Here is a 16,137-nt window from a genome sequence, read left to right as displayed (position 1 = left end):
GTCACCCCACGCATGTCGATCAGTCACGGACCGTGTTCCGGTGCTGCTCATCGGCGTTGCCGCCCGCCCCGACCAACCCCGTGCGGACGCCCGCGAGCCGGTCCCCGAAGCGCCGCATCTCCCGCTGCCCCACCGTCCCGATGACCGCGGGCAGGTAGCCGCGCACGCCCTGCATCCCGCGCAGCCACCACTGCCCGTACACATGGCTCGCCCGCCGCTCGATGCCGTCCACCAGCCGGTCCACCGCGGGCCCCAGCGGATAGGTCTTGTTCGACGGCCACGGCAGCCGCTGCCGCAACTCCCGCATCACGTCGTCCTGATCGGCCCCGCGCACCATGTCGGTGTCGGTCCACGACAGATACCCGACGCCCACCTTCACGCCCCGGTACCCGACTTCGGCGCGCAGCGCGTGCGCGTACGCCTCCACACCGGACTTGGACGCGCAGTACGCCGTCATCATCGGCGCCGGGGTGATCGCGGCGAGGGAGGCGATCTGGAGCAGATAGCCGCGGCTCTCGGCGAGCAGCGGCAGGAACGCCCGCGCGGTGACCGCCGATCCGATCAGGTTCACCTCGATCACCCGCCGCCAGGACTCCGGATCGGATTCGGTGAACGGACCGCCCGTCGCCACACCGGCGTTGGCGACCACGATGTCGACCCGGCCGAACCGCTCCCGGACCTCCTCGGCGACCTCGGCCATCGCCTCGTGGTCGGTGACGTCCGCGTACCAGTGGTCGCTGTCGCTGTGCAGCCGCGCGGAGACGTCCTTGAGCGCGTCCGGCTCCAGCCCGACGAGCGCCACCTTCACCCCGCGCGCGGAGAGCTTGCGGGCCAGCAACTCCCCGACCCCGCGCGCCGCTCCGGTGACGACGGCGACCCTTCCTTCGAGACTGACCCTGCTCATGCGCTCTCCTCGACGGCGGGTACGGCGTTGACGTGGGCGGCGGCCAGGGCGCGGATCTTCCCGGTGACCAGGTCGGGCGCCTCGACGGGTGTCATGTGGCCGATACCGGGCAGCTCGGTGACGCCGAGGCAGTCCGGCAGCGCGGCGGCGAGCGACCGGGCGTGCACCGGCGGGGTGAGCCGGTCCGCGCCGCCGGCGACGATCTCGACCGGTACCCGCAACTCGGCGAGTCCGTGGTCGAGATCGAGCCCGTCGAGCACGTGCGACCAGGCGTGGCGCACCGCGCGCGGGCAGGCGTGCACGATACGGGCGCACGCCTCGACCATGTCCGGGGCGGAGGCGGGGCCCATCGTCGCGTACTTGAGGATCCGGCGGGCGAGCGGGGTGACCGGCCCGAGCGGGGCCCGGGAGCCGAGGATGTGCCCGGTCAGCCGGGTCCGCGTCCTGCCCGCCCGGATCGGCAGCACCGTCGACTCGGCGACCAGCCGCGAACTGCCGGTGCTGCACAGCAGGACGGCGGCCACGTGCGCGCGGAACGCGGGTCTCGTGGCGGCGGCCATCACCGTCATCCCGCCCATGGAGTGCCCGGCGACCACGGCCTGTTCGCCGGGCGCGAGGGTGGCGGTGAGGACGGCTTCGAGGTCGTCGGCGAGCGCGTCGGTGCTGCACGCCGGGCTCGCGGGGGTGCGTCCGTGGCCGCGCTGGTCGTAGGCGATGACCCGGTGGTCGGCGGCCAGTTCGCGGATCTGCGCCGCCCAGAACGCGGTCGAGCAGGTCCAGCCGTGGGCGAGGACGACCGCCGGCGCCTCCTCGGGGCCGTGCACCTCGACGTGCAGCCGGGCGCCGTCGGCGGAGAGGGCAGTCAGTTCACGGGCGGCGGCGGGCGGGGCGTACGGCCCGGAGGTGACGTGGGTGAGGCGGCTCACGCGGTCACCTCGGCGCTCTCCTGGGTGACCGTGGTGTTGGGGTGCGCCCGCAGCACGGCGTACTCGGCGAGGTCGACGCGCCGGGTCTCGCGCCGGAACTCGCTCGTCGTGCCGGGCCAGATGGTGGTGTTGCGCCCGCTCTCGTCGAGGTACCAGCTGGTGCAGCCGCCGGTGTTCCACACCGTGCGCTTCATCCGCTCCTGCACCCGGTGGTTCCAGGCGCGTACGGCACTGGGGCGGGCGTCGAGGGCGACCCGGCCCCCGAGGACGTCCAACTGCCGTATGTAGTCGGCGAGATAGCTCAGCTGGGACTCGATCATCAGGATCATGGAGGAGTTCCCGAGACCGGTGTTGGGCCCGATGATCGTCATCCAGTTGGGGAACCCGGCGGCGGCCGCACCGCGCAGGGACTGCATCCCGCCCGCCCAGCTCTCGGCGAGGGTCTTCCCCTCGGCGCCGACGACCCGCTCCGCGATGGGCATGTCGGTGACGTGGAACCCGGTCCCGAAGACGATCGCGTCGACCTCGGCCTCGCTCCCGTCGGCACCGACGACGGTGGACCCGCGGATCTCGCTCAGACCGCTCGCGACGACATCGACATTGGGCTGCGCGAGCGCCGGATAGTACGTGCTCGACAGCAGGATCCGCTTGCAGCCGATGCGGTAGTCGGGGGTGAGCTTGGCGCGCAGGGCCGGGTCCTTGACGGCGCGGCCCATGTTCCGCTTGGCCAGCTGCTCGACGAAGCCGAGCTCGCCGGGGTGCTTGGTGAACGCCTGGACCTGCAACTCCCTGATGCCCCAGAGCAGTCCGCGGCGCAGCTTGGTGGTGACGGGCAGCGCCCGGTGCAGGGCGCGCTCGGCACCGCTGATGGGCCGGTCGACTCGGGGCAGGACCCAGGCGGGGGTGCGCTGGAAGAGGGTCAGCCGCGACACCAGGGGCTGGATCGACGGCACGATCTGGATCGCGGACGCCCCGGTGCCGACCATGGCGACCCGTTTGCCGCGCAGATCGTATTCGTGGTCCCACTGGGCGGAGTGGAACACCTTGCCGGGGAAGGTGTCGAGGCCGGGGATGTCCGGCAGCCTGGGCTCGGACAGCGGCCCGGTGGCGGACACCACCACGTCCGCGCTGAGGTTCCCGCTACTGGTCTCGATCTCCCACCGCATCCGCTCGCCGTCCCACACCATCCGCTTCACCTCCGAGTCGAGGCGGATGTGGGGCCGCAGCCCGAAGACGTCGGTGACGTGCTCCAGGTAGGCGCGGATGTGCCGCTGCCCGGAGAAGGAGCGGGGCCAGTCGGGATTGGGCGCGAAGGAGAACGAGTACAGGTGCGACGGCACGTCGCAGGCGCAGCCGGGGTAGCTGTTGTCGCGCCAGGTACCGCCGACACTGCCCGCCCGCTCCAGGACGACGAAGTCGGTCATCCCCTCGCGCCGCAGCCGCACGGCGGCCCCGAGCCCGCCGAACCCGGATCCGACCACCGCCACTCGTACATGCTCGTGCCCTTGTTCGTGCTCGTGCTCGGCCATCCCGAAGCCTCCACGCATCGCTCAGAACTCCGCCAGTGAACACTGGCGCAATGGGGAGCGTAGAGCAGCTCCGTACTGATGGGTAGGGGGCGCACGAGGAAAGTTACCGCCGGTACGCCCTAGGCTTCAGGCGTGGCAGAAGAGAGCGAAGGACCCGGTGAGCGGCGCGAGTACCGCATGGACGAGCTGGCCCGGCTGGCCGGCATCACGGTGCGCACGCTGCGCTTCTACCGCGAGCGCAAGCTGATCCCGCCACCGCGCCGCGAGGGCCGTATCGCCTGGTACGACGACCATCACCTGGCCCGCCTGCGCACGATCACGGCGCTGCTGGAACGCGGCCACACCCTGAACGGCATAGCGGAACTCGCCGAGGCCTTCGACCACGGCCGCGACGTCGGCGACCTCCTCGGCATGGACACCCCCACCGACGAGGTCCCCGTCCGCCTCACCCCCGAGGAACTCGCCGACCACTTCGCCGGCGAGGTCACCCCGGAGAACCTGGCCGCCGCGCTGGACCTCGGCTACCTCGGCGTCGACGGCGAGGAGATCGTCCACATCAGCCGGCGTCTGCTGGACGTGTCGTCGGCCCTGGTCCGCGAGGGCATCCCGCTCGCGGAGGTGCTCCGCACCGGCGCGGAGGTCCGCACCCACGCCGACACCCTGGCCGACCTCTTCGCCGGCCTGATCCTCCGCCACGCCCCGGAGGAGTCCCTCCACCGCCTGCGCCCGCTGGCCCGCAGCGTGGTCGACGCGGAACTGTCCCTGGCCCTGGACCGACGCCTGCGCAAGCGGGACTAGCGGTTCCTCACATACCCGAGGTCGACGGGCGTCACCGGCGGCCCGTCCCGCCGCACGCCCGCCAGCAGCTCCGGCAACTGCGGCGGCCACAACGGCTCCGTGTCCCCCGCCAGCTCCTCCGGCGACCACCAGCGCCACCGCAGGATCCGGTCGGCGGCGTGCGCGGCGGCGAGGTCTCCCGTGAGGTCACGCCGGGGACCGCGGGCGAGGAAGATGTGCTCGCTCTGCCGCACCGGAACACCGGCCCGGGTGAAGTCGTGCTCCCACAGACACAGCACGGTGCCGTCGAGCGCGATGTCGTCCCACCCGGTCTCCTCGCGCAGCTCCCGCCGCGCGGCCTGCTCGGGCGTCTCCCCCGGCTCCATGCCGCCGCCGGGCATCGCCCAGTGGACGCCGACCTCGTCGTTGTCGTACCGGAACATGAAGACGGCCCCGTCCGGATCCAGCACGGCGACCCGAGCGGCCTGCCTGGGCACCCGCATCAGCTCACACCCTGCTCGTAGGCCACCGTCACGGGCGCGTGGTCCGACCACCGCTCGGCGTGCGTGGCGGCGCGCTCGACGCGGGCGTCGACCGCCCGTCCCGCGAGCCCCGGGGTCGCCATCTGGTAGTCGATCCTCCATCCGGTGTCATTGTCGAAGGCCCGCCCCCGGTAGGACCACCAGGAGTACGGCCCGTCCACGTCCGGATGCAGCGCCCGCACGACGTCGACGTACCCGCCGTCCGCCGGATCGAGCACCCGGGACAGCCACTCCCGCTCCTCCGGCAGGAACCCGGAACTCTTGGTGTTCCCGCGCCAGTTCTTCAGGTCGGTCTTCTCATGGGCGATGTTCCAGTCCCCGCAGACGACGACCTCCCGCCCCTCGGCGGCGGCCCGCACCCGCAGCCCCTTGAGGTGGACCAGGAACTGGTCCATGAACCGGACCTTCTCCTCCTGCCGCTCGGTCCCGACATCCCCGGACGGCAGATAGAGCGAGGCGACGGTCACACCGGGCAGATCGGCCTCCACATACCGCCCACTGCCGTCGAACTCGTCCGACCCGAACCCGATCCGCACGCGCTCGGGCTCACGCCGGGAGTACAGGGACACCCCCGCACGCCCCTTGGCGGCGGCGGGCGCGTGCGTCACGTACCACCCCTCGGGCTCCCGCACCTGCTCCGGCAACTGCTTCGCCTCCGCCCGCACCTCCTGCAGACACAGCACATCGGCGGAGGTCCCGGCCAGCCACTCCACGAAGCCCTTCTTGGCGGCGGCCCGCAGTCCATTGACGTTGACGGAGGTCACAGTGAGCATCAGGGCACGATACGACACTCCAGGTCCGGGCATGTTTTACGGTATTCGGCATGGAAATCCGCCCGGTCCCCTACGACCACCCCGACGCCGTCAAGCTGGACGCCGAAGTCCAGGCCGAGTACCACGTCCGCTACGGCGACGGCGGCGACGCCACCCACATGGACCCGGCGGACTTCAGGCCCCCGAACGGCACCTACCTGATCGCCTACGACGAGTCCGACGTCCCCGTGGCCTCCGGCGGCTGGCGCACCCAGGACGCCAACGGCGAGGGCAACCGTGACGGCGACGCCGAGCTCAAGCGCATGTACGTGACCGAGCAGATGCGCGGCCGGGGCCTGGCCCGCCGCATCCTGGCCGCCCTGGAGGAGAGCGCCCGCGCGGCCGGCCGCACCCGCATGGTCCTGGAGACCGGCACCAAGCAGCCGGAGGCCATAGCCCTGTACACCTCCAGCGGCTACGAACCCTGCGAGAAGTTCGGCTACTACCGCTTCCACGAGGACAGCCGCTGCTACGCGAAGGCGCTCTAAGACCGGCGCCGGGTCATTGCCAGAAGACCTCTTCCACGATGATCTGGGGGGTCCTCCACACGCCGAATGAAGGTGTAGCGCAGCCAGCCGTGCCCATGACCGAAGAAGAAGATGCGAGGGCCCTTCGGAACGCTGGACTGGATCGGCCTGACCCTCATGCCGTCGGGAAGGTCCGCATCCGTGTCGATGCCCCGGAAGTACGGGTCCTTCGCCGTGACGAGTTCAGCGCGCACGGCGTCGACCGTCTTCCGCACATGCTCAGGCAGGGTGTCGCGAACGGCCTGAGCCTTGAGCGTCCAGTCCATCTGCCACGGCGGTCCCATGAACCCGTCGTCGGTCACTGACCAGGCTCCAGCCGCTGTACCTCGTGTCGGATGTGGGAGGCTTCTTCCAGGAGCGCCTTGGCCTCGGCGATGTCGGTGGACTCTGCCGCACGGTGGTGGAGATCAGCCATATGGGCATCGAGCTCCCGATCTCGTGCGACCGCGTACTCACCCCACCAGCGGGCCATGAACGCAGGCACCGTGCTGATGTCATACGCGTCCGCGACGGCCCACTTCCAGTGCTCGTCGAAGTCCGGAAGAAGCTGGGGAGCGTGCTGAGCGATGGCAGCACGCAGCGCCTTGGGGTTCCGCTCGGGCATGGGCGGAACGGCCGGCGTGGATTCTGCTGCGTGTGCGGTCATGACCGGGTGTACCCCTTCGTGCTCCTTCGGCGCACCGTGCCTACGACGATAGCCCGCCTCGACGCCTTGGGTGAGCCGTTCGATTTTGGCTCCTTGCACGGCCCGGGGACTCATGAGTACGACCCCGGGGCGCAGTCACCGGTCCCGCTGCCGACGGCGTCTTCGGTGTCGTGCGCGTCCGGCGAGGACAGGCGTCGACCCCGGGACTCCGCGACGCGCAGTGCGTCGGCCAGGCGCTCGGTGAGCCGGACGGCGGTGTAGCGCACCTCGACGTTCGGGGACAGGGGATCGTCCAGCACCCTTCGGGCGCGGCCAAGCGTTTCCAGGCCGTCGGCCAGTTGCCGAGCCTCCGTCTCGTCCGCCAGTCGCGAGACATACCCGCCCTCGCCGCCGTTGAGGAGGAAGCAGGGTTTGCCTTCCGGCGAGGACCAGGGCAGCAGTCGCAGTGAGGGGGTCGGCTCCATCACGCGGCCGCCTTCCCCGCCCCGACGACGTACTGGTCGGGGTCCAGGTACGGGCGAACGAGCCGGGACTCCGCTCCGTCGAGCGGGGGGTGCAGGCAGTACGGGGAGCGGTGGAGCGGGAGGCGGGCGGAGTCGCCGGCATCGGGAGCGGGACTCCGGTGTCCCACGCGGCGAGTTCCGGTACCGGGCCCGAGGAGAAAGCCCAGCCACCGGACGATACGGCGGATAAGGTCATGCATGTTGACGCTCCGATTCAGCGTTGACCACACCCCGGGGCCCTGCCAGGCCGCCGGGGTTTCACTTCAGTACCCCTGCATCAGGTTGCGTTAGGTAGCAATAGGAAGCATACGGTTGCACCCATATGTGGTGGGGTGCTTTTCCTCGCTTTAGCGTGCAGGCATGGCCGATGAGCGTGAGTGGAGACCCGACCCGACGAGTCACGTCTACGTGTATCTGCAGGTCGTACACCACATCGCGGAACAGATCCGGGCGGGGCGGCTACGAGCGGGTGCGCGTCTTCCCGCCGAGCGCGACCTTGCGGAGCAGTACGGCGTGGCCGTCAACACCGTCCGCCGAGCCGTCCGTGACCTGCGCGACCGAGGGTTGGTCATCACCGTCCCCATCAAGGGCACGTTCGTACGTCCCGAAGCGTCCTCCGAGGCACCCGGAAGCGAGGACGGGACCGTCAACTGAGAGCCGACGCGCCGCCGGACGCCCCCAGGCCCGTCTCCCGCCGAGGCTCGACCTTCACATCTCCGTCTCACCCAACCCCCCTGCACCCGGCGGCACATCGCGGAGGCCCACGGTGATCCTGAGCCACTGGCCGCGTCGGTCCGTTCCGCCCCCGCCTGCTTAAGTCGCCCTTAAACGCTCATTAAGCGATCAGCCACAGAGTTTAGAGCGTCAAATAACCGCAGGTCAGAGCCAGTTGGAACACAAACCGGACAGTTGGTTGCACCGTCAACCGTCCGTAGCATCGGGGCTCCCAACGACCCACCCCCACTCCCCCCACACGCAACTTCCCCACAGACAAGGTGTGTTCAGTCATGGCCGCTCACCGCGCACGCCGGTGGTCGCTCGGCGGGCTCGTCCTGCTGGTCTCCACCGCGGTCGTCGCCGCTTTCGCCTTCCTCACCACAGGGCCGTCCGCCCACCGGGCCGACGCCGCCACCCCCACCGCGCCGACCTGGTCCGACGAGTTCGACGGCCCGGCCGGCAGCGCCCCGGACCCCGGCAAGTGGACGCTGGAGACCGGCGGCAGCGGCAACGGAAACCACGAGCTGCAGTACTACCGCGACAGCAGGGACAACGCCGCCCTCGACGGCGACGGCAACCTCGTCATCACCGCCCGCAAGAACACCGACACCGGGCTCCAGTGCTGGTACGGGGCCTGCCAGTACACCTCCGCCCGCCTCAACACCGCCAAGACCTTCACCCAGGCCTACGGTCGCTTCGAGGCACGTATCAAGGTGCCCCGCGGTCAGGGCATGTGGCCCGCGTTCTGGATGCTCGGCGACGACCTGGGCACGGCTGGATGGCCCAACAGCGGCGAGATCGACATCATGGAGAACGTCGGTTACGAACCCGGGATCGTCCACGGCACCGTCCACGGCCCCGGCTACTCCGGTGGCGGTGGCATCGGCGCCGCGTACACGCTCCCGGGCGGCGCGGCCTTCGCCGACGGCTTCCACGTCTTCGCGGTCGACTGGAGCCCCGAGAAGATCACCTGGTCCGTCGACGGCACCACCTACCAGACCCGCACCCCTGCCGATCTCGGCGGCAGGAAGTGGGTCTACGACCACCCGTTCTTCCTCATCCTCAACCTCGCCGTCGGCGGCGACTGGCCCGGCAGCCCGAACGCCGGCACCGCGTTCCCGCAGACGATGACCATCGACTACGTACGCGTCTCCGCCTCCGGCGGCTCCTCCGGGAACGGGGGCACCACCCGGACCGGCGCCGTCAAGGGCATCGGCGGCATGTGCGTCGACGTCGCCGGCGCCTCGACCGCGGACCGGACCCCGATCCAGCTGCACGACTGCACCGGCGTCGACGCGCAGCAGTGGACCCTGGGCGGCGACGGCACCGTACGCGCCCTCGGCAAGTGCCTCGACGTCCGGGACGCCTCCACCGCGGACGGGACGCCCGTGCAGCTCTACACCTGCAACGGCACCAAGGCCCAGCAGTGGGCCTACACCTCCGCCCGCGACCTGACCAACATCGGTGCGGACAAGTGCCTGGACGCCGAGGGCGGCTCCTCCGCCGACGGCACCCCCCTGCAGATCTGGACGTGCACCGGCGCCGCCAACCAGAAGTGGACGGTCGCCTGACCTCACGGTCCACCGGCACCACGCCCCCGGCTCGACCCCGAGCCGGGGGCTTTCGGCATCCGGTCGGCCGGCGCTCCACCCCTCTTTTGGCCGATAGCGCAGGCCTCACTTTCAAAGTACTTTCGAAGTCATGAGCGCTGACAACGCCGCCGTGAACTTCTCCGAGTTGGTGAACAAGAACAAACAGACGCTGGCCCGGCTGAAGGAGTCGCCGCGTCTGCTGCTGCACCGCAGGGACGGCGAGGACCTGGTCCTCACCACCGCGGCACGGGCCGAGCAGGATCAGACTGTCGTGTCCGCAGCCACTCGGATACTCGCCGCGATGGCACGCCGGGAGCCGGGGAGTACGGAACTACTCCTCGGCATACTGCCGGACGCCTTTCCCTGGGTCCGGTTCCTGCCGGAGTCCGATCTCCACGCCTTCGCCGTCGAACTGGTCGACACCATGCGGGCCGCCGACTCGCTCGGCAACAGCGCCTCCGTCGCCCAATTGCTCATCGCCTGGCAGCACACGGCGGAGATCCACTCGGATCCCGATCTTCTGGCCGCGTTGACCAGGGATCACGGCGAGGATTACGGGCCGGTGCCCGACCCGCGGGACGCCGCATGACGGCGGGCCGCGGCGACCGAGCCGCGCCTCCGGCACCGGAGGGGCACTGGGAGGTCCGCTTCGCGGACGCCGCCTCGGCCAAGGGCTGGGAGAGCCTGGCCCAGCAGGCCCGGGAGAACACCTACCGCGCCTGGCTCGCCATGCGGACCACGCCCAGGCCGGCCGTGGAGTCACCCCGGCACCATCGGCTCAAGGGCAGCCTGGCACACGGTACTCATCGCGGGCAGATCTGCGAGCAATGGCAGATCGAGGTCACCGGCGGCGGTCGTGTCTGGTATCTCCTGGACATCACTCGGGCAACATGCTGGATCACCTTCGCCAGTACCGGTCACCCTCGGGCCACGGACCACCGTTGACGTTCATGTGACGACTGCCACGGAGCCTTGAGGGCGGCCCTCAGGCAACACGAAGAAGCCCCCGCCGATTTCTCGGCGGGGGCTTCCAACTGTGCAGTGGACCTGAGGGGATTTGAACCCCTGGCCCCCTCGATGCGAACGAGGTGCGCTACCGGACTGCGCCACAGGCCCTTGCAACGAGTGAAACTTTAGCATCCCGATCGGGGTGCTCGGAAATCCGTTGTCCTGGCACTACTCGTTGGCGGCCTTCGGGCGGTCGCCGTCCTCGTACTGGTCGAAGAGGGGGGTGCGGCCGCGTTCGCGGGAGCGGCGGGCCGAGGCGGCCCGGCGGGCGTCGCTGCGGTCGTCGGCGGGGGCCTCCGGGTCCGGGTCCGCTTCCTCGGCCGGCTCCTGCGCCTCGTCCGCCGGTACGGCGCTGGAGCGGGCCGAGCTCCAGGTGTCCGGGGCGCCCAGGTCCACGTCGCCCGTGGCACGGGGGGCGACCGGGGCGGTCACGTACGTCGGGAGCGGTACCGGGACCGGGTCCCAGCTGTCGCCGCCCTGGCCGGGCCGCCGCTGCCGCTCGCGCTGCTGGTCGACCCACTCGGCGTGGTCGGTCTGCTCGACGAGCGCGCGCCGGTCCGCGGCGAGCGCGGTCATGCCCGGGTCGACGTCGACTCCCGCTTCCGGTCCCTCCGGTTCGTCGGGGTCGACGTCCTCGACGGACGGGCGGCGGCGCGGCTGGCGCTCCCGCTCGCGCAGCCGCTGCGCGGCGACCTCGGCCTGGCGGCGGTCCATCTGGTAGGCGAAGCGGCGGCGCTCCTGGGAGCGGAGGTAGGCGATGTACGCGCTCAGCAGTACGGCCGGCACGCCGGGCGCCCAGAGGAAGGCCAGTCCGCCGACCGCCGCGACGATCGCGCCGAGCGTGAAGGCGGCGAAGAGCATCGTGGTGGTGCGCCGGCGGCGGGCGAGCGCCTTGGAGCGCTGGGCGCGCGCGGCGGCGGCCTGCGCCGCCCGTGCCCGCTGGACGTCCGGTCCGCGGCGGGCGGCCGGGACGTGTCCCCGCGCGGCGGCCGGTCCGGGCGTCCGCCCGTCCGCGCGCTCGCGCGGCGGCCGGGCAGGTGCCGGTTCCGGCCGCTCCTCGGGGGGCGACGGTACGGGCGCCTGGGCCTGCGGACGGGTCTGGGACACGGCGAAGGCCCGGACGTCCACCGTGTCGGTGACCGCGTCCGGGTCGTGGACGTCGTGCTCCCCCTCGTCGGCGGAGCGCGCCTGCAGGTCCTTGGCGTACCGGCGCTCCATGCCCGCCCGTCCGGACAGCAATCGGATGGCGGTGCTGAAGCGTTCCGTCGGACGGGCCTCGTTCAGCTCGTCCTGCCTACGGAGCCACATCGGCACCAAGTAGGCGGCCCAGGCCCCGACGATGACTGCGTAGATGAGGCCGCTGCTGCTCACATCTCACACGGTAGAGGGGTTTGCACGGGGCCATCCGCCAATTGGGCCGGTGTGTCGCACGATCTGGCTGATATTTCGAACTTTTCTTGTGACCGGCGCGATCAGGGACCCCCTCAAAGCGGGAATTCCACGCCTGAAGGCGGTCACCTTCCGCTTAAATTCGAACGTTTATTCAATTTCCGGGGCCGTGCGGGATTCCCGGATTACGCCGCTCGTGGCCGGACCGCCCCTCGGAGCGTGCCCGGCGCCACCGGGCGAGCAAACCGTCGGGGACCTCCTCCGCCGTGAGCGCGAAGACGAGGTGGTCGCGCCAGGCGCCGTCGATGTGCAGATATCGCGGGCGCAGACCCTCCTCGCGGAATCCGAGTTTCTCCACGACCCTGCGGCTCGGCCCGTTCTCGGGGCGAATGCAGACCTCGACGCGGTGCAGTCCGACGGCGCGGAAACAGTGGTCCACGACCATCGCCACGGCCGTCGGCATCACTCCGCGGCCGGCCACCGACTCGTCCACCCAGTAACCGACGTGGCCCGAGCACATCGAGCCCCAGGTGATCCCGGCGACCGTCAACTGGCCGACGAGACGGCCCTGGTACTCGATGACGAACGGCAGCATCCGGCCCGCGTTGGCCTCGGAGCGCAGATGGCGGACCATCTGACGGTAGGTCGGCCGGTGGGTGACCGGGCCGCTGGGCGTGGGCGGCGGGATCGTCGCCTCCCAGGGCCGCAGCCAGTCGCGGTTGCGGCGGTTGACCTCGCGCCAGGCCTTCTGGTCGCGCAGCCTTATCGGCCGGAGGACGATGTCGCCGTCCACCAGCTCGACCGGCCAGTGTGGGCTGTTCAGCGCGCACCCCCGCCCGTGGCGTCCGGTCTCGGGTGGTCCCCGCCGCGCAACTGGTCGACGGCGTGCCTCAGCAGCGGCTCCAGGACGGCGAGACCGTCCTTCACCCCGCCGCCGGACCCCGGCAGGTTGACGATCAGCGTGGAGCCCGCGACTCCCGCGAGGCCCCGGGAGAGGGCGGCCGTGGGCACCTTGTCACGGCCGTACGCCCGGACGGCCTCCGCGATGCCGGGAACCTCGCGGTCGATGACCCGGCGGGTCGCCTCGGGAGTGCGGTCGGTGGGTGAGATGCCGGTGCCTCCGGTGGTCACGATCACGTCGTACCCGGCGTCGGCGCCCGCGCGGAGAGCCGCCTCCACGGGGTCGCCGTCGGGGACGACCTGCGGGCCGTCGACCGTGAAGCCGAAGCGCCGCAGCCCTTCCGCGATCAGCGGACCGCCCTTGTCCTCGTAGACGCCGGCGGCGGCCCGGTTGGAGGCGGTGACCACGAGCGCGCTGTACGGAGCGAGCAGCGCGCCGCCGATCGGAGCGTCGGGAGTCATGCCCGGCTCCAGTCGCCCGACTTGCCGCCCGTCTTCTCCTCGACCCGTACGTCCGTGATGACCGCCTCCTTGTCGACCGCCTTGACCATGTCGATCACGGTGAGCGCGGCGACGGAGACCGCGGTGAGCGCCTCCATCTCGACGCCCGTACGGTCCGTCGTCTTCACGGTCGCCGCGATCTCCACGGCGTCGTCCGCGACCGACAGGTCCAGTTTCACACCGGACACCGACAACGGGTGGCACAGCGGGATCAGATCGGGGGTGCGTTTGGCACCCATGATGCCCGCGATGCGCGCGGTGGCCAGCGCGTCGCCCTTGGGGACGCCCTCGCCGCGCAGCAGCTCGATCACACGCGGTGAGACGAGGACGCGGCCGGTGGCCCGCGCGGTGCGCGCGGTGACGTCCTTGCCGGACACGTCGACCATGCGGGCGGCGCCCGCCTCGTCGATGTGGGTCAGACGGGACTGCTCGGAGGGTCCGGGGGTCTCCCCCCGGGAAGGCACGGTCATGATCGTGTGGTGCTCCCGGTCCTGGCCCGTCGCGGTGCGGCGCACGGGCCTGCTGTGCGCGACACGGTACCGCCAACCGGTCGCGCTCAGCCGAGCAGGACCACCTCGACCTCGGTACCGGGCGCGACGGACTCGGCGTCCTCGGGGACGACGATCAGCGCGTCCGCCTGCGCGAGGGCCGCCACGAGGTGGGAGCCGGCGCCGCCGACCGGGGTCACCGTGCCGTCGGCGTACCGGCCGCGCAGGAACTGACGGCGGCCCTTGGGAGAGGTCAGCGCCCGGTCCGCGGTGAGCTTCGCGCGGACCCTCGGCCGGTGGACGTCCGTCAGGCCCATCAGGGTGCGGATGGCGGGACGGACGAACAGCTCGAAGGAGACGTAACTGGAGACCGGGTTGCCGGGCAGGGCAAGGAGCGGGGTGTGGTCGGGGCCGATGGAGCCGAAGCCCTGGGGCTTGCCCGGCTGCATGGCGAGCTTGCGGAAGTCGACGCCGCTGCCGGGCTCGTCCTCGTCCCCGGCGTACGACAGCGCCTCCTTGACGACGTCGTACGCCCCGACGCTCACGCCGCCGGTGGTGACCATCAGGTCGGCGCGCACCAGCTGGTCCTCGATGGTGTCCCGCAGGGTCGTGGCGTCGTCGGCGACGGCGCCCACGCGGTAGGCGATCGCGCCGGCGTCCCGCGCGGCGGCGGTGAGGGCGAAGCTGTTGGAGTCGTAGATCTGACCGGGGCGCAGTTCCTCGTCGGGCTGGACGAGTTCGCTGCCGGTGGAGAGCACCACCACGCGCGGGCGCGGGCGCACGCGTACCGTGCCGCGGCCGATCGCGGCCAGCAGGGAGATCTGCGGCGGGCCGAGGACGGTGCCGGCCGCCAGGGCGCGGTCACCTGCCTTGACGTCGCTGCCCTGGGCGCGCACGTGCGCGCGTGCCTCGGCCGGGCGGTACACGTTCACCTGCCCGGTGGCGCCCTCGGGGGCGAGGCTGCGGGCGCGCATCCCGGTGGCCGGGCCCTCGCCGAGCCCGCCGTCGGTCCACTCGACGGGGACGACGGTCTCGGCGCCGGGCGGGAGCGGGGCGCCGGTCATGATGCGGGCGGCCTGGCCGGGGCCGACGTGGAGGAGGCCGGCCGCGCCGGCGGCGACGTCCCCGACGACCTCGAGGGCCGCCGGGTACTGCTCGCTCGCGCCCGCGACGTCCGCGACCCGCACCGCGTATCCGTCCATGGAACTGTTGTCGAACGGGGGCAGGGAGACCGGCACCGTGACGTCCTCGACCAGGACGCAGCCCTGGGCGTCGAGGAGGTTCAGCTCGATGGGTTCGAGGGGCCGGACGGTCGCGAGGATGTCGTCCAGGTGCTCGTCCACCGACCAGAGGTGGTCCGGGCCTGCGGTGCGGGGCGCGGCGGTGCTCAACGTTGCTGCATCTCCTCGGTGACGTATCGCTGGAGCCAGGTCCGGAAGTCCGGTCCCAGGTCCTCACGTTCGCACGCGAGTCGGACAATGGCACGCAGGTAGTCGCCGCGGTCGCCGGTGTCATAGCGGCGGCCCTCGAAGACGACGCCGTGCACCGGGCCGCCGGCCTTCTCGTCCGTGGCGAGCTGCTGGAGGGCGTCGGTGAGCTGGATCTCGCCGCCGCGGCCGGGCTCGGTCTTGCGCAGTATGCCGAAGACGGCGGGGTCGAGGACGTAGCGGCCGATGACGGCGTAGTTCGAGGGCGCGTCCTCGGGGGCGGGCTTCTCGACCAGGCCGGTGACCTTGACGACGTCGGAGTCCGCGGTGGTCTCGACCGCGGCGGAGCCGTAGAGGTGGATCTGCTCGGGGGCCACCTCCATGAGCGCGACGACGCTGCCGCCGTGCTGCTGCTGGACCTCGATCATGCGCTGGAGCAGGGGGTCGCGCGGGTCGATCAGGTCGTCGCCGAGGAGGACGGCGAAGGGCTCGTCGCCGACGTGCGGGGCGGCGCACAGCACGGCGTGGCCGAGGCCCTTGGGGTCGCCCTGGCGGACGTAGTGCATGGTGGCCAGGTCGCTGGACTCCTGGACCTTGGCGAGGCGGTCGGCGTCGCCCTTCTTCTGGAGGGCGGACTCCAGCTCGTAGTTGCGGTCGAAGTGGTCCTCCAGGGGGCGCTTGTTGCGGCCCGTCACCATGAGGACGTCGTCGAGGCCGGCGGAGACGGCCTCTTCGACCACGTACTGGATCGCCGGCTTGTCGACGACCGGCAGCATCTCCTTGGGAGTGGCCTTGGTGGCCGGCAGGAACCGGGTGCCGAGACCGGCTGCGGGGATGACAGCCTTGCTGATCCGAGGGTGTGACTGAGACATGTCCGCCACCATATCGGGCCCCTTTGCAGCGAATCTGGGGCTCCGGTTAATTACTGCTCATATGAGCGTATTGGAAC

At 71.3% G+C, this 16,137-nt stretch carries 21 protein-coding genes and 1 tRNA gene; 6 read left to right on the top strand and 16 right to left on the bottom strand.

All coding sequences use genetic code 11. The features are described from left to right. Positions 1–19 precede the first annotated feature (19 nt). The 3 genes from ACFV5H_RS17505 to ACFV5H_RS17495 are packed head-to-tail and all read right to left on the bottom strand — an operon-like array spanning position 20 to position 3,359. Positions 20–904: an SDR family oxidoreductase gene (locus ACFV5H_RS17505; protein ID WP_385046672.1), complete on the bottom strand. Its 885-nt coding sequence runs from the start codon at positions 902–904 to the stop codon at positions 20–22. Continuing rightward, the gene (locus ACFV5H_RS17500) at positions 901–1,830 is read right to left on the bottom strand and encodes an alpha/beta fold hydrolase (protein WP_385195614.1); all 930 of its coding nucleotides are present in this window, start codon (positions 1,828–1,830) and stop codon (positions 901–903) included. Before ACFV5H_RS17500 ends, ACFV5H_RS17505 begins: the two co-directional genes overlap by 4 nt. Continuing rightward, positions 1,827–3,359, bottom strand: coding sequence for a flavin-containing monooxygenase (locus tag ACFV5H_RS17495; RefSeq protein ID WP_385195611.1), 1,533 nt, complete (start codon positions 3,357–3,359; stop codon positions 1,827–1,829). The genes ACFV5H_RS17500 and ACFV5H_RS17495 overlap by 4 nt, the downstream gene beginning before the upstream one ends. A gap of 177 nt (positions 3,360–3,536) precedes the next feature. Between ACFV5H_RS17495 and ACFV5H_RS17490 the strand changes: the two genes are divergently transcribed. Further along, positions 3,537–4,157 (top strand): MerR family transcriptional regulator, encoded by a 621-nt coding sequence (locus ACFV5H_RS17490; RefSeq protein WP_385195728.1) that lies wholly within the window; start codon positions 3,537–3,539, stop codon positions 4,155–4,157. On the opposite strand, the gene ACFV5H_RS17485 is transcribed toward ACFV5H_RS17490, so the two are convergent. Both ACFV5H_RS17485 and ACFV5H_RS17480 read right to left on the bottom strand, forming a co-directional pair. Continuing rightward, positions 4,154–4,639, bottom strand: a complete 486-nt coding sequence (locus ACFV5H_RS17485) for an NUDIX hydrolase (RefSeq protein ID WP_385195608.1) — start codon at positions 4,637–4,639, stop codon at positions 4,154–4,156. The genes ACFV5H_RS17490 and ACFV5H_RS17485 overlap by 4 nt on opposite strands. Continuing rightward, positions 4,639–5,451, bottom strand: a complete 813-nt coding sequence (locus tag ACFV5H_RS17480; RefSeq protein WP_385046684.1) for an exodeoxyribonuclease III — start codon at positions 5,449–5,451, stop codon at positions 4,639–4,641. The genes ACFV5H_RS17485 and ACFV5H_RS17480 overlap by 1 nt, the downstream gene beginning before the upstream one ends. Before the next feature lie 50 nt (positions 5,452–5,501). Between ACFV5H_RS17480 and ACFV5H_RS17475 the strand changes: the two genes are divergently transcribed. Next, positions 5,502–5,978 carry a GNAT family N-acetyltransferase gene (locus ACFV5H_RS17475; RefSeq protein ID WP_385195606.1) on the top strand — a complete coding sequence of 159 codons (477 nt, stop codon included), beginning with the start codon at positions 5,502–5,504 and terminating at the stop codon, positions 5,976–5,978. On the opposite strand, the gene ACFV5H_RS17470 is transcribed toward ACFV5H_RS17475, so the two are convergent. From ACFV5H_RS17470 to ACFV5H_RS17455, 4 genes are all read right to left on the bottom strand, one after another. After that, positions 5,975–6,319, bottom strand: a complete 345-nt coding sequence (locus ACFV5H_RS17470; RefSeq protein WP_385046690.1) for a hypothetical protein — start codon at positions 6,317–6,319, stop codon at positions 5,975–5,977. The two genes, ACFV5H_RS17475 and ACFV5H_RS17470, sit on opposite strands and share 4 nt — an antisense overlap. Then, positions 6,316–6,663, bottom strand: coding sequence for a hypothetical protein (locus ACFV5H_RS17465; RefSeq protein WP_030870237.1), 348 nt, complete (start codon positions 6,661–6,663; stop codon positions 6,316–6,318). Before ACFV5H_RS17465 ends, ACFV5H_RS17470 begins: the two co-directional genes overlap by 4 nt. A gap of 110 nt (positions 6,664–6,773) precedes the next feature. After that, positions 6,774–7,127 (bottom strand): hypothetical protein, encoded by a 354-nt coding sequence (locus ACFV5H_RS17460; RefSeq protein WP_385195726.1) that lies wholly within the window; start codon positions 7,125–7,127, stop codon positions 6,774–6,776. Further along, the gene (locus ACFV5H_RS17455) at positions 7,127–7,294 is read right to left on the bottom strand and encodes a hypothetical protein (RefSeq protein ID WP_385195604.1); all 168 of its coding nucleotides are present in this window, start codon (positions 7,292–7,294) and stop codon (positions 7,127–7,129) included. Before ACFV5H_RS17455 ends, ACFV5H_RS17460 begins: the two co-directional genes overlap by 1 nt. Before the next feature lie 232 nt (positions 7,295–7,526). On the opposite strand from ACFV5H_RS17455, the gene ACFV5H_RS17450 reads away from it, so the two are divergent. The 4 genes from ACFV5H_RS17450 (at position 7,527) to ACFV5H_RS17435 (ending at position 10,420) form a co-directional block, all read left to right on the top strand. After that, complete coding sequence (locus ACFV5H_RS17450; protein ID WP_385195602.1) at positions 7,527–7,820, top strand: GntR family transcriptional regulator; 294 nt, start codon at positions 7,527–7,529, stop codon at positions 7,818–7,820. Between the two features lie 353 nt (positions 7,821–8,173). Continuing rightward, a complete protein-coding gene (locus tag ACFV5H_RS17445) occupies positions 8,174–9,454 on the top strand; it encodes a ricin-type beta-trefoil lectin domain protein (protein ID WP_385195600.1) in 1,281 nt (426 codons plus the stop codon). Between the two features lie 130 nt (positions 9,455–9,584). Continuing rightward, complete coding sequence (locus tag ACFV5H_RS17440) at positions 9,585–10,064, top strand: hypothetical protein (protein ID WP_385195597.1); 480 nt, start codon at positions 9,585–9,587, stop codon at positions 10,062–10,064. Beyond that, a complete protein-coding gene (locus ACFV5H_RS17435; protein WP_385195594.1) occupies positions 10,061–10,420 on the top strand; it encodes a hypothetical protein in 360 nt (119 codons plus the stop codon). The genes ACFV5H_RS17440 and ACFV5H_RS17435 overlap by 4 nt, the downstream gene beginning before the upstream one ends. A 97-nt stretch (positions 10,421–10,517) precedes the next feature. Here ACFV5H_RS17435 and ACFV5H_RS17430 read toward each other — a convergent pair. The 7 genes from ACFV5H_RS17430 to galU form a co-directional block, all read right to left on the bottom strand. Next, positions 10,518–10,591 (bottom strand) — tRNA-Ala (locus ACFV5H_RS17430). Positions 10,592–10,651: 60 nt separating this feature from the next. Next, positions 10,652–11,854, bottom strand: a complete 1,203-nt coding sequence (gene glpR, locus ACFV5H_RS17425) for a gephyrin-like molybdotransferase receptor GlpR (RefSeq protein ID WP_385195591.1) — start codon at positions 11,852–11,854, stop codon at positions 10,652–10,654. A 172-nt stretch (positions 11,855–12,026) separates the two neighbouring features. Beyond that, positions 12,027–12,665: a GNAT family N-acetyltransferase gene (locus tag ACFV5H_RS17420; RefSeq protein ID WP_235618237.1), complete on the bottom strand. Its 639-nt coding sequence runs from the start codon at positions 12,663–12,665 to the stop codon at positions 12,027–12,029. Between the two features lie 26 nt (positions 12,666–12,691). Continuing rightward, positions 12,692–13,234 carry a molybdenum cofactor biosynthesis protein B gene (locus tag ACFV5H_RS17415; RefSeq protein WP_385195588.1) on the bottom strand — a complete coding sequence of 181 codons (543 nt, stop codon included), beginning with the start codon at positions 13,232–13,234 and terminating at the stop codon, positions 12,692–12,694. Further along, positions 13,231–13,743: a cyclic pyranopterin monophosphate synthase MoaC gene (gene moaC / locus ACFV5H_RS17410; RefSeq protein WP_385046722.1), complete on the bottom strand. Its 513-nt coding sequence runs from the start codon at positions 13,741–13,743 to the stop codon at positions 13,231–13,233. Before moaC ends, ACFV5H_RS17415 begins: the two co-directional genes overlap by 4 nt. A gap of 86 nt (positions 13,744–13,829) precedes the next feature. Next, positions 13,830–15,152, bottom strand: coding sequence for a gephyrin-like molybdotransferase Glp (gene glp, locus ACFV5H_RS17405; RefSeq protein WP_385046725.1), 1,323 nt, complete (start codon positions 15,150–15,152; stop codon positions 13,830–13,832). Next, positions 15,149–16,060: a UTP--glucose-1-phosphate uridylyltransferase GalU gene (gene galU / locus ACFV5H_RS17400; RefSeq protein ID WP_385046728.1), complete on the bottom strand. Its 912-nt coding sequence runs from the start codon at positions 16,058–16,060 to the stop codon at positions 15,149–15,151. Before galU ends, glp begins: the two co-directional genes overlap by 4 nt. Positions 16,061–16,137 lie beyond the last annotated feature (77 nt).

The sequence above is a fragment of the Streptomyces sp. NPDC059787 genome (assembly GCF_042732315.1).
Classification (GTDB): domain Bacteria; phylum Actinomycetota; class Actinomycetes; order Streptomycetales; family Streptomycetaceae; genus Streptomyces; species Streptomyces atrovirens.
This window is presented reverse-complemented; position numbering and strand designations above follow the sequence as displayed.